This window comes from Vibrio anguillarum (genome assembly GCF_003390515.1).
GTDB lineage: Bacteria > Pseudomonadota > Gammaproteobacteria > Enterobacterales > Vibrionaceae > Vibrio > Vibrio anguillarum.
Genome location: NZ_CP031479.1, coordinates 2,918,482 through 2,931,830 on the forward strand (window position 1 = coordinate 2,918,482; position 13,349 = coordinate 2,931,830).

Here is a 13,349-nt window from a genome sequence, read left to right on the forward strand (position 1 = left end):
GTTGCTGGTTTCTTTTAATTGGAACGCGAGACCTATGGCAACTTTGCACCTAAGCGGTACACAACTTGAAGCACAAATACCCGCCATCCCGTTAAACAAACCCTTTTTGCTTTCGATTGGCATTCTCTATTTACTGGCAATGCATTTTTTTATGCCCAACCCTGGTGGCTCAGGTCTGGCTTTATCTTTTAATCCAACCACTTGGCTTGCCCTTAGTTTTACGCTCTCATTAGGTCTGTATCAACTCGCATCTAACCGTAGGTTACGCTATTCCAAACTGACCATCGGTCTTTTCATCAGTTGTACCATCATGACGATTCCGCTGCTTTATACGAATGCTCAAATTGAGTCGTCGCTGAGTCGAATGTTAGGACTATGGACTGGGCTGCTTTTTTTTGTATTGCTGCAACAATTTCGTTTTAGTAACAAACATAAGCAGCGATTACTCTGGTTTATCGTACTCGCGGTATTGATTGAAACTCTATTTGGTCTGTACCAATACTTTTTGCTTTCACCCGATAATATTTTTGGCTATAACACCCTCATCAACCGCCCTTACGGCATTTTTCAGCAACCGAATGTGATGGCGAGCTTTCTCGCGACAGGGCTGGTTATGTCCGGCTATTTACTGGCTCGTCAACCGAAAAAGTACAATCAGCATGTTAGCGAAGTGAGTCTACTTTATGTCACTCCACTGCTCACTACACCGTTGCTGGTGATATTAGCCTCGCGCACTGGCTGGATTGGCGCAGTACTCGGCACGCTTTTTGTTCTGCCTTACCTATTTAAATTTTCGACGCCTAAACGATTTTGGGGATGGAGCGCTGCGACGCTATTGGGTATTGCTTTAGGGTTTGTCGCTGTCTATTCCCAAGGCACGGGCGATTTTCTAGAGAATAAGGCTGATTTAGAGAGCCCTCGCCGTTATACCTTTCCTCAAACCATCGATATGGTCATAGAAAAACCCTTCACGGGTTATGGCTATGGCAAGTTTGAATCTGAATATTTGCTTTATACCGCAAGGCAACACCAATTAAACCCTAGCTACCAACCGGGGTTGGCGTCGATGGATCATCCTCATAATGAATTACTATTCTGGGCGGTGGAAGGCGGTTTGTTACCTGTGCTAGGGATCACACTGGCCATGCTTTTCGTGCTCATACGGATGTATTCGGCCAAGAAAGGGACCAGGCTTGCGATGTTCGCCCTTTTCATCCCTATCGTGTTGCACAGCCAACTCGAATACCCATTTTACCATTCTGCCATTCATTGGATAACCTTCATTATTCTGCTTTTTTGGGTTGATCAACGCGTGGCTAAATACCGTTCGGCCCCTTTTGGCCTTATCAGTAAATCCCTGTTTCGAGTATTGAGTTTAGTACTGCCGATTTTGACTGGCTTTTATATGCTCAGCGCACTGCACAGTAATTACGTGCTTACCCAATTTGAGAAATCTCAACCCAAGAACCCGGATATCCTACAAAAGGTGACGAACCCTGTGGTTTGGAAAGACCGTTTTGATTGGGATGTCTACAGCACTTACCTCAACATTGGTCTGTATAATCAAGATTCTAAATTGATTACGCCATACATCGACTGGTCATTGGCCATCATAAAACATAAACCGCGTCCTGCTTTTTACAATAATCTGATCTTGGCTTACCAAGGTATTGGTGACGAAAGCCGTGCAGAGCAAATTCGCTCCGAAGCCGCATTTTTGTTCCCCAATATGGATTTCAGTGAGGTGCAGTATAGCCCGCCAACCAGTTCGGCTGATCGTTCGTCTGCCAATTAAATTGAGTATATGAGCCTTATTCATAAAAAAAGCTTTCCCAAAAATAGAGAAAGCTTTTAACCGTTGAGCTTATTTCACACTCCAACCAGTAGATCTCACTGCCAGATGAATGGCTTACGTCACTGGTGGAAAATCCAACACCATGGTAGCAACGCTGAAATAGATGATCACCCCGATAGAATCCGCAATGGTCGTGATCAACGGAGCACTGGCTGACGCAGGATCGAGCTTAAACTTATTCAGAATGAACGGAAGGAGCATTCCAACAATACAGCCAATAATCACCACAATTTGCATCGTTACCGCAACGACAAAAGCGATATCACTGCCGCCTCGCCAAAAACCCAATAAAGAGACAGCAATGGCCATTGTTGCCCCTAATAACGCCGCAATCCCTAACTCTCGCACCAACATGGATAGCCAATCTTTCATCACCACTTCACCAGTGGCTAAGGCTCGAACCATCAACGTAGCTGACTGGGATCCTGCATTACCGCCGCTATCAATCAACAGTGGTAAGAAGAAGACCAAGGCGACATAGGTTTGAATCGTCTCCTCAAAGTACGCAATACCGGCACCAGAAAAAAGATTACCAAAGACTAACAACACCAGCCAAAACACACGTTTCTTGTACATTAACCATACGCTGGCTTCTTTAAGGTTACCGGTAAAACCAACCGCAGCGACTTTATGAAAATCCATATCCGCTTGCTGCTCGGCCACGTCCATCGCATCGTCATAAGTCACTATACCGACCAAACGAAATTGCTCATCAAAAACAGGCACCGCAAGTAAATCGTATTTACTGATGGCTTGCGCTGCACACTCTTGATCTTCATCGGCTCGCACAAACACTGTCTCTTTGGTCATGATGTCAGAGACAAGCGAGGTCGGTTGTGCCAGCACTAAATCCTTAAGCGAAAGTGTACCAAGTAAGCGATTCTGTTTATCAATCACATACGCTTGATAGATGGTTTCCCTCTCGTTGGCCATTTCACGTAAACGCGCAATCGCCTGCTGCACATCATCATCGGCGTTTAACGTCGCATAATCTGTCGTCATGATAGAGCCGACCGAGCCTTGCGGGTAGGCTGCAAGTTGTTGTACATCTTGCCGCTCTTGTTGATCCAGTAGAGCAAGTAGCGGCGGTTGGCGCGTCTCATCCAAGTGAGCATATAAGTCAGCCCTTTCATCATGGGGCATAACTTGAAGCACTTTCGCAAGCGCTTCGAGCGGCATTCTCTCCACCACTTTTTCTCTGATAGGCTCAGAAAAATACCCCAATAGCGCCGCTTGACGAGCGATTGGCATCAATTGCACCAGCTCAAAGACATCCTCTTCGCTCAAGGTCTGATTAGCCAACTGCTCAGCGAAGACTTGAGCAATATCAGCGATGGGATACTGTTCCATTAATTGATTTAAGTTTAATGGGTCACGATTAAAATTAATCGCAGCGAGTTCTAACGCTATTTTTTGTAATTTCATTATCATATCTCAGCCGATATTTAACTTTAAAAATAAACATAATAATTTTAAAGCTTATTTTTATAATCAATGTATTCAATGAATAACTTAAATTTTAAGCACACTGTTCCAATCTCACTAAAATTTTATTTAGTGAGATTGAGTGACTTATTTTAAAGTTTGTTAATATTTCTTATATAGAATAGGCGCCAATCACTCGATTACGACTATCGATGATAGGGATAATAGGCAAATGACTGTCTAATAATAACTTTCTAGCTTGAACCTTATCCATTAAGGCCGATACGGCAATATCGCTTTTGTGCATAATATCTTTCATGATGATATTCATCTGTGATACCACCACCTTGCTTAAATAAACAAATCCTAAGTATTCACCTGCATCACCAGAGATAAAGATAAGGTTTAAACGCTTATCGGTTAAGGACGATGAGCGTAGAATCGCAATCACCGCCTCTACAGATAGCGATGCGCCTATACAAATAAAGTTGTTATCCATTTCGGTTTGAATAGAGTGAGCAGCAGGTAGCCGGTTGCCCATAGCTAATGATGTGTTGTACATAACCATCTTTGTATCTCCTTGAAACGATCAAGGCAAAGAAACCAAATTATGCAGAAAATCCACGTAACTGAGCTGCAATAAGCTTATACCATCAAGCTCAAGCATTCCCCGCCTTGAACAAGCAAGTTAGGAGAAGATAAAGTCAGTCAAATAGAGAAGCCGTGTACTTGCGAAAGTTCTAGCGGTGTACAGATGACACGCAAGAAATTCAAAAGCATTCACGCTCTAGCCAGTAGAAACGCTGTATTGAATAAATCATATGATCGACTTAAACAAACACGATACTCTATAAAAAGAGTGTGATATTGACAGGAGAGAACAAGAAAAGGAGCTTCGTTAGTATGAATACCAACTTAGCAAAAGCGAGGCTTTAAATGAAAAGTTGGCAACAAAACGTAGGCTTTTCTACTAACCAGAAAATACCACACTTGGATAATCGACTACTCGACGAGTCCATAGGTTTCTATTGCACCTCTAAAAAGTTAATAATAAGTATGCTTTCTCAGCGCGGTTATCCTAACGCAGATAAAATAATGGTCAACCAAAACAATCGAACAATGTTCATTTTTTACAATACCATGACAATACAAAGTAGCATCCAAACCTGTTCTAATATTTAGGCCACAAACTTTAGCATCGTATATTTATTATAAATACACAAAATGCCACTTATATTCATAGGAGTAATTAAACCATTAACGGAAGAATTTATCTTAAGACATCAATCACGAGTATTCCACTCACGCTAGGAAGAGCTAACAATAAAAATGAATTTTATGATTGATGCTGAAACGAACAACGTTCAGCATCAGCACCACTAAAAAGGAGCAAATGCTCCCTTATGTGTTTTTTGCTAATTTGTTAATGACTCTTCTAGCGCCCGTAAGCATAAGGCCACGTTTTCACTGCGCGCCCCATACCCCATTAGACCAATACGCCACGCTTTACCCGCTAAAGTGCCAAGGCCTGCGCCGATCTCCAGGTTGTATTGATTGAGCAAATGCGCTCGCACTTTAGCCTCATCAACCCCTTCTGGAATATAGATCGCATTCAATTGCGGTAAACGACAATCTTCAGCAACGACAAATTCAAATCCTAATTTTTCTAAGCCCTGCTTTAATTTGTCATGCATCACACGATGACGTGCCCAAGCCTGCTCTAGACCTTCGTTTCTCAACACCAGTAAGGCTTCATGCAATGCGTACAAACTGTTAACTGGCGCAGTGTGGTGATAACTGCGTTTGCCTGCACCGCTCCAATAACCAAGCACTAAGCTTTGATCTAAAAACCAGCTTTGAACGGGGGTTGTGCGAGATTGAATTTTTTCAATCGCTTGCGCTGAAAAAGTCAGTGGCGATAAACCCGGAGGGCACGATAAGCACTTTTGGCTCCCAGAATAGACGGCATCGAGCTGCCATTGATCCACATAAAGTGGCACGCCGCCTAAGGATGTCACTGCATCTACAATACTCAGCATGTTGTTTTGCTTAGCCAGCAAACCTAATGCTTGCGCATCACTCAATGCACCAGTTGACGTTTCTGCATGGACAAACGCGAGAATTTTAGCATCAGGGTTAGCCTGTATGGCTTGCTCGACTTTATCCAGCGAAACGGGGGTTCCCCACTCATCATCCACCAGCACCGCCTCTCCGCGACAGCGCACTACATTCTCGCGCATACGCTCGCCAAAAACGCCATTGCGACACACGATGACCTTATCTCCCGGCTCAATCAGGTTGACAAAGCACGCCTCCATACCAGCGCTGCCCGGCGCGGAAACCGCGATGGTAAACTCATTTTCCGTTTGAAAAGCGTATTTAAGCAGCTGCTTTAGCTCATCCATCATCTGGATAAAAAGCGGATCTAAGTGGCCAACGGTCGGCCTGCTCAGCGCTTGTAATACTTGGGGGTAAATATCTGACGGGCCTGGCCCCATCAAAATTCGCTGGGGTGGGTTAAAACTGGTAATGGACATAGTTGCTCCTTGCTTGCGGCCAAATACGAATACCCAGAGTAAAACAAATCTGCTGATGCAACAATTCGACCGAAGTCTAGAGGTCAAACCAGTGTCACACTCTGGTTAATTTTATTTTACATTTGGACTTAATTAGCGATTGACATTAACAGTTCAAAAACGTTCAATGAATGAGCTATCTAGCAGAAGAGGAGCACTGCCCAGGCAGATGTTTTGTGGAGCCTCAACTCCAATACAAAACATTAATGGGGAGCAGTGCCGAGATAAACCAAGGTTGTGGATTTGGTTTATCGGTTGAATGGGCTGAATCCCTTCAACTGTCATCAGCAACCCTGATGAAGAGCTTCTGAGGTAAACCAATCATAAAAACACCTCTTTATTTGCTCTAGAAAAACTCTCTTCAAACATTGGACGTTGGTACACCAACACTATTTTTATTTCAGGAAGTCGTGGGAGAAATGCCGTGAGCGCATTCAATGTCGCCAAATTTGGCGGAACAAGCGTTGCTAACTTTGAAGCAATGAGCCTTTGTGCCGCTGTGATCGAAAATAATCCAGAGACCAAATTAGTCGTGAGCAGTGCCTGCTCTGGCGTGACGAATTTATTGGTTGAATTAGCCAATGGCATACAAGATGCTAATCAACGCTTAAGTATTATCAAACAGTTAGCTGATATTCATCATGCAATTATTGATAAACTTGCCGACCCGCTACAAGTTGAAAAAGAGGTACACTCAATTTTAGATATGGTGGCCAGTGTCGCAGAAGCGGCCTCTTTTCAAGCGAGTAAAAAACTGACCGATCACTTAGTGGCTTGTGGCGAGTTAATGTCGACCTTCATTCTGACACAATTACTGCGTGAACGTGGCATGGATGCGATCCGTTTTGATATTCGAGAAGTGCTGCGTACTGATGATCACTACGGTCGGGCGGAACCGCAATTAGAGCAGATCCAGCAATTAGCCCAAGAGAAGTTAACACCACTTTGTCGGCAACACGTAGTGGTAACTCAAGGTTTCATCGGCGCTGATGAACAAGGGAATACAACCACATTGGGCCGAGGCGGCAGTGATTATTCTGCGGCCTTGATCGCCGAAGCGGTACAAGCTTCTGGCTTAGAAATTTGGACTGATGTGCCGGGGATTTATACGACCGACCCTCGCATTGCGCCTAAAGCCGCTCCGATTGCGGAAATAAGCTTTAGCGAAGCATCGGAGATGGCAAACTTTGGCGCTAAAATTTTGCATCCATCGACGTTGCTGCCCGCGCTTCGCCACGATATCCCTGTGTTTGTCGGCTCCTCAAAAGAGCCTGAAAAAGGCGGCACTTGGATCCGTAAACGTGTGGAAAGCTCACCTCTATTTAGAGCCTTGACCCTACGCTGCAATCAAACCATGGTTACGCTACGCAGCGCTAGCATGTTTCACGCATACGGCTTTCTTTCGAAGGTGTTTGAAATTTTAGCCAAACACAAAATTTCGGTGGATCTGATCACCACCTCTGAAATCAGCGTCTCATTAACATTAGATAAAACCGATACCTCAGGTGGAGCAGCTGAACTGCCTCAAGCGGTGCGCTTAGAATTAGAAGAGCTGTGTAAAGTTGAAGTCGAACATAATCTGTGTTTAGTTGCGCTGATCGGCAACAACATGAGTGAAAGCAAAGGCTATGCAAAACAAGTTTTTAGCACCTTAGAAGATTTCAATTTGCGTATGATTTGCTATGGTGCCAGCCCACACAACCTCTGCTTTTTATTACACGAGTCGGTTTCTAAAGCGGCAATTCAGAAACTTCATCAAGATTTGTTTGAACGATAAAACCACATTGAGTAGTAACACGCTGAATAAAAAACAGGTTGGCTTAGCCAACCTGTTTTTTATTACTTAATCTAAATTCGGCCCAAGCCATTTTTCCGCTTCTTGCATATTCCAGCCTTTACGTTGCGCGTAATCTTGCATCTGATCTTGCTGAATTTGTGCAATGGCAAAATAACGAGAGTCAGGATGCGAGAAGTACCAACCTGACACCGAAGCACCTGGCCACATAGCGTAACTGGTGGTTAAAGACATATCGATGGTTTGCTCAACCTGCAACATCTCCCACAAGGTGCCTTTTTCCGTATGCTCAGGACACGCTGGATAGCCCGGCGCTGGGCGTATACCTTGGTATTTCTCACGGATCAAATCATCGTTCGACAACTCTTCGTCAGCAGCATAGCCCCAAATTTCTTTACGAACTTGCTGATGCAAATATTCCGCAAAAGCCTCAGCAAGACGATCAGCTACCGCTTGGATCATGATGGCGTTGTAGTCATCGCCTTGCGCTTTATATTGGTCTGCTAATTCTCGCTCACCAATTCCGCCTGTCACGGCAAATGCGCCGATCCAATCTCGTTTACCACTCTCTTTTGGTGCAATGTAATCGGACAGGCAGTAGTTATAACCTTTGGGCTTTTCGGTTTGTTGGCGTAAGTGATGCAGAACATGAGCAACCTCGGTGCGCGATTCATCGCGATACACTTCGATATCATCCCCCACACTCGCGGCCGGGAATAAAGAGCAAATACCGCGAGCCTTGAGTAGCCCTTCTCGCTCAACTCTATCAAGCAATGTATTAGCATCATGGAATAAACTTTGCGCTTCCTCTCCCACCTCTTCGTGTTCAAAAATCGTCGGATATTTACCCATCAATGACCATGTCATGAAAAATGGTGTCCAGTCGATGTAACGACGAAGGGTAGCCACATCAAAATCATCAAACACATGTACGCCCAATTTAGCCGGAACTGGCGGCGTATAGTTACCCCAATCGATAACCGCTTTATTTGCCCTTGCCACTTCTAATGATACGGGTTTAGTACGGGGGGTTTTACGGTGATGTTGATCACGCGTGCGTTCATAATCGAGGGTTAATTTTTCCACAAAAGCAGGACGTAACTCATCAGAAAGAAGCGAAGAACAAACGCCTACTGCGCGCGAAGCATTGTTCACGTAAACAACTGGCTGGTGATAATTTTGCTCAATTTTAACTGCAGTATGTGCTTTAGAGGTGGTTGCTCCGCCAATCAAAAGCGGTAATTTAAACCCTTGTCGCTCCATTTCTTTGGCGACGTGCACCATTTCATCTAAAGAGGGAGTGATGAGGCCGGATAACCCAATGATGTCGACATTCTGTTCTTTCGCGACTTTGAGGATCTGCTCGCATGGCACCATAACACCGAGGTCAATGATTTCGTAGTTATTACACTGCAAAACGACGCCAACGATATTTTTGCCGATGTCGTGTACATCCCCTTTAACTGTGGCAAGAAGGATTTTGCCATTATTGGAACCTGCTTGCTTAAGCGCGTTGATGTAGGGCTCTAAATGCGCAACGGCTTGCTTCATAACGCGCGCCGATTTCACCACTTGCGGCAGGAACATTTTTCCTTCGCCAAAGAGGTCACCGACCACGTTCATTCCATCCATTAGAGGCCCTTCGATCACATCCAGTGGGCGACTGGCATTTTGACGAGCTTCTTCTGTATCTTCAACAATATACTCGGTGATACCTTTGACCAACGCATGCTCTAAACGTTTTGCAACTGGCCATGAACGCCATTCAAGCGCACTGGCATCCTCTTCCTTACCGACACCTTTGTTCGCGTATTCAGCCGCAATATCCAGTAAGCGTTCAGTGCCATCGCTGCGGCGATTGAGAATGATATCTTCGACTGCTTCACGCAGTTTCTCAGGCACGTTATCGTAAATCTCAAGCTGACCGGCATTGACGATACCCATGTCCATGCCGTTTTTAAAACAGTGATAAAGGAATACAGCATGGATCGCTTCACGCACATAGTTGTTACCGCGAAAAGAGAAAGAGACGTTGGAAACCCCGCCGGAAATCATCGCATGGGGTAAATTACGTTTGATATCAGCCACGGCTTCGATAAAGTCCACTGCATAATTATTATGCTCATCAATACCGGTCGCAACCGCGAAAATATTCGGGTCAAAAATGATATCTTCAGCAGGGAAACCAACCTCATCAACCAAAATTCGATAAGCTTTGGTACAAATTTCAAGTTTTCGCTCACGGGTATCCGCTTGGCCTACTTCATCAAACGCCATCACGATCACAGCAGCACCATAGCGGCGAATGAGTTTAGCTTGTTCAACAAACTTCTCTTTCCCCTCCTTGAGGGAAATCGAGTTCACAATCCCTTTGCCTTGAATGCATTTGAGACCTGCTTCAATTACCTCCCACTTAGAAGAATCAACCATGATTGGTACTTTGGAAATATCCGGCTCAGAAGCGCATAAATTGAGAAAGCGGACCATGCAAGCTTGCGCATCCAACATCCCTTCATCCATATTGATATCGATGATTTGTGCACCGTTTTCGACCTGCTCTCGAGCAACATGCAGCGCCTCGTCATACTGTTCATCTTTGATTAAACGCTTAAAACGCGCAGAACCAGTGACGTTAGTTCGCTCACCTACGTTGATGAATAAGCTCTCTTTGGTAATCGTCAGCGGCTCTAGACCGGATAGACGACAAGCCACTGGAATATCGGGTAACGCTCTTGGTTTCACACCTTCGACCACTTTTGCCATTTGTCTAATGTGCTCAGGAGTGGTTCCACAACAGCCACCAACAAGGTTCAAGAATCCTGCTCGCGCCCATTCCCCGATGTGCTGCGCCATCTCATCGGCTTCAAGATCATATTCACCGAATGCGTTAGGCAACCCCGCATTGGGGTGAGCCGAGACATAACATTCGGAAATACGTGATAGCTCTTCAACGTATTGGCGCAATTCATCCGGACCGAGTGCACAGTTCAAACCAAATGAGATAGGCTCAACGTGTCGCAGTGCATTATAAAAGGCTTCGGTTGTTTGCCCAGAAAGCGTTCGACCAGAGGCATCGGTGATTGTCCCTGAGATCATCACGGGCAGTTTGTAACCCAACTCTTCAAACACACAATCCACCGCAAAGGCACAGGCTTTAGCATTTAAAGTATCGAAAATAGTTTCAATCAAAATTAAGTCGCTGCCGCCACGAATTAAAGCACGTGTTGATTCTGAGTAAGCTTCAACTAATTGCTCAAAGCTGATATTTCGAAAACCAGGGTCATTCACGTCAGGGGAGAGCGAGCAAGTGCGGTTTGTTGGCCCTAGCACTCCCGCCACGTAACGAGGTTTATCAGGCGTTTTCGCCGTCCATTCGTCAGCAGCTTCGCGTGCAAGTTTTGCAGCAGCGAAATTGATTTCCTCACTAATGGCTTGCATATCGTAGTCGGCCATTGCGATGCTCGTCGCGTTGAAGGTATTCGTCTCTAGGATATCAGCACCTGCTTCCAAGTAAGCACTATGAATTTCTTTGATTAACTGAGGCTGCGTCAAGACGAGAAGGTCATTATTTCCTTTCAGATCGCTTGGCCAATGGGCAAAGCGATCTCCGCGATAATCTTGCTCTTCCAATTTATAGCTCTGAATCATGGTGCCCATGCCACCATCAATCAATAATATTCTCTGTTGCAATTGAGCTTCAATTTGACTTCTAACTTCTCTTCCCACAGTACAGCCTCATTCCTTTTGGTTATTCGCTCATCCTATCATATAACCATTAGAAATCTAGACGTCTAAACTTCACTTTAATTATCGTTTGATACATCTGCAATCATGGCTAAAAAGTGTTTGCTATTTGTACATCATCCAAGGAGAATTTCATTCATATTTTGTTACACGACGAGAAAACAATGTCTGTCTATTACACTTTATGCTTCCTATCAGGAGCAGCAATGTTGATTGCCTTTCTAAACAGTAAGATAGGCAATATGCAAACCACTATCGCCATTACAGCAGGATCGATGATGTTGTCATTATTGATCTTAGTTGCAGGTCAAAATGATTGGTTTCATCTAACTCAAATAGCGACAGAAACCGTCAACAGTATTAACTTTGAAAATTTTCTGCTCAAAGGAATACTCGGTTTTCTACTTTTCGCTGGCGGCCTAGGCATCAAATTACCCAACCTAAAAGATCAGAAATGGGAAATCGCGGTTCTTGCACTAGGCGCAACGCTATTTTCAACCTTCTTCATCGGTTTTGGGCTATACGCCTTCTGTCAATTTATCGGTATTCACTTCGATCTCGTTTACTGTCTGCTATTTGGTGCACTCATATCACCAACAGACCCAATAGCCGTATTAGCTATTGTTAAAAAATTAAATGCACCAAAACGTATTTCAACCCAAATCGAGGGAGAATCGCTCTTTAATGATGGTTTTGGTTTGGTTATCTTTGTCACCATTTTCACTATTGCATTTGGTACGGAAGCACCAACCATAGGTAGTGTAACTATGTTGTTTATTCAAGAGGCAATGGGGGGCATCCTGTATGGCCTAGCTCTTGGGCTATTATTCCACTACCTCATCAGCGCCACCGATGATCACTCAATGGAACTGCTTTTAACTATTGGTATACCGACTGCTGGCTATGTTTTTGCAGATGTTATCCATGTTTCCGGGCCTTTAGCTATGGTTGTATCAGGGATAATGATCGGCAACTGGACACGCTTCATTGGCTTTTCAAAAGAAAGTGAAGAACACCTTGACCACTTTTGGGAATTGGTTGACGAATTTTTGAATGGTGTGCTCTTCCTACTTATCGGTATGTCGATGCTACTCTTCAAATTCCATGAAGAGGACTGGATATTGATGGCTTTCGCCATTCCTCTTGTCTTATCTGCTCGCTATCTAAGCGTTTTTTTCTCTTACATCGGCTTCAAGCGTTACCGATCCTACAACCCATGGTCAATAAAGATACTAACTTGGGGAGGGCTACGAGGTGGGCTAGCACTAGCAATGGCACTTTCTATCCCATCTGGCATATTAGTTATCCCAGACAAGCTTATTGATGTAAAAGAGATAATCCTTGTTATGACATACGCTGTCGTGGTGTTCTCAATACTTATTCAAGGTTCAACAATTACCCCATTGATAGACAAAGCAAAACAAGCTGAAAAGTCGTCAATGTAGAAAGAAAACTGTCAGTAATGACTGATCAAATCAATTTTATCCCTAGCCGATGTTCTAGAACATCGGCTTTTGCTATCTTTACTTTGCTCCTCCTCTCTATATCTACTGTAATACCAATTTAAAAAATATGATCTAATTAAGGCTGTGAACTATGGTGAAATATCACTATGGATAGCTTTAGTAACACTTATTTTAAAAAACTGGCGAACCCTATTCAAATGAAGGTGTGATGATGGCTCTCGAACACCCCAAAGAAAGTCATTCACATACACAAATAATCACAAAATAACTTAAAGTCAGCCGAACAAGTTTGAACAAACAGGTTCAATGATTATTGAAGAAGGGCGCCAAGTAAAACTACAGACGACTAAGCGAGCCCTAGCTAATCAGAGTGTTACGGATTACAAGGAGTGAGTATGTAAGTATGCGTGGAATTGATTTTTAGAAGACGGCACTGAGAGAGTGATAAAAAATAAAATGCTATTTTTCTCAAACGAAAAAAGCCCTGC

Annotated in this window: 7 protein-coding genes and 1 riboswitch; of the genes, 3 read left to right on the forward strand and 4 right to left on the reverse strand. The window is 44.0% G+C overall.

Annotated features, from left to right (window positions below; genetic code table 11):
• Positions 1 to 34: 34 nt before the first annotated feature.
• Positions 35 to 1,795 (forward strand): PglL family O-oligosaccharyltransferase, encoded by a 1,761-nt coding sequence (locus tag DD616_RS16115; RefSeq protein ID WP_208871918.1) that lies wholly within the window; start codon positions 35 to 37, stop codon positions 1,793 to 1,795.
• 114 nt (positions 1,796 to 1,909) lie between these two features.
• On the opposite strand, the gene mgtE is transcribed toward DD616_RS16115, so the two are convergent.
• The 3 genes from mgtE to DD616_RS16130 form a co-directional block, all read right to left on the reverse strand.
• The gene (mgtE, locus tag DD616_RS16120) at positions 1,910 to 3,286 is read right to left on the reverse strand and encodes a magnesium transporter (protein WP_088731551.1); all 1,377 of its coding nucleotides are present in this window, start codon (positions 3,284 to 3,286) and stop codon (positions 1,910 to 1,912) included.
• Between the two features lie 166 nt (positions 3,287 to 3,452).
• Positions 3,453 to 3,848: a CBS domain-containing protein gene (locus tag DD616_RS16125; RefSeq protein ID WP_094166196.1), complete on the reverse strand. Its 396-nt coding sequence runs from the start codon at positions 3,846 to 3,848 to the stop codon at positions 3,453 to 3,455.
• A gap of 847 nt (positions 3,849 to 4,695) precedes the next feature.
• Positions 4,696 to 5,817: a pyridoxal-phosphate-dependent aminotransferase family protein gene (locus tag DD616_RS16130; protein WP_208871919.1), complete on the reverse strand. Its 1,122-nt coding sequence runs from the start codon at positions 5,815 to 5,817 to the stop codon at positions 4,696 to 4,698.
• A gap of 178 nt (positions 5,818 to 5,995) precedes the next feature.
• Positions 5,996 to 6,171, forward strand: a riboswitch (Lysine riboswitch).
• Between the two features lie 109 nt (positions 6,172 to 6,280).
• On the opposite strand from DD616_RS16130, the gene lysC reads away from it, so the two are divergent.
• Positions 6,281 to 7,633, forward strand: a complete 1,353-nt coding sequence (gene lysC / locus DD616_RS16135) for a lysine-sensitive aspartokinase 3 (RefSeq protein ID WP_094166197.1) — start codon at positions 6,281 to 6,283, stop codon at positions 7,631 to 7,633.
• A 66-nt stretch (positions 7,634 to 7,699) separates the two neighbouring features.
• Here lysC and metH read toward each other — a convergent pair whose 3' ends face one another.
• Positions 7,700 to 11,377: a methionine synthase gene (gene metH, locus DD616_RS16140; RefSeq protein ID WP_208871920.1), complete on the reverse strand. Its 3,678-nt coding sequence runs from the start codon at positions 11,375 to 11,377 to the stop codon at positions 7,700 to 7,702.
• Between the two features lie 182 nt (positions 11,378 to 11,559).
• Here metH and DD616_RS16145 point away from each other — a divergent pair, with 182 nt between their 5' ends.
• Positions 11,560 to 12,840 carry a cation:proton antiporter gene (locus tag DD616_RS16145; RefSeq protein WP_026027845.1) on the forward strand — a complete coding sequence of 427 codons (1,281 nt, stop codon included), beginning with the start codon at positions 11,560 to 11,562 and terminating at the stop codon, positions 12,838 to 12,840.
• The last annotated feature ends 509 nt before the right edge of the window (positions 12,841 to 13,349 follow it).

Excerpts from the sequence above, each read along its gene's own strand:
- DD616_RS16115 (WP_208871918.1), top strand. The coding sequence starts at position 35 with ATGGCAACTTTGCACCTAAGCGGTACACAACTTGAAGCACAAATACCC.
- mgtE (WP_088731551.1), bottom strand. The coding sequence starts at position 3,286 with ATGATAATGAAATTACAAAAAATAGCGTTAGAACTCGCTGCGATTAAT.
- DD616_RS16125 (WP_094166196.1), bottom strand. The coding sequence starts at position 3,848 with ATGGTTATGTACAACACATCATTAGCTATGGGCAACCGGCTACCTGCT.
- DD616_RS16130 (WP_208871919.1), bottom strand. The coding sequence starts at position 5,817 with ATGTCCATTACCAGTTTTAACCCACCCCAGCGAATTTTGATGGGGCCA.
- DD616_RS16145 (WP_026027845.1), top strand. The coding sequence starts at position 11,560 with ATGTCTGTCTATTACACTTTATGCTTCCTATCAGGAGCAGCAATGTTG.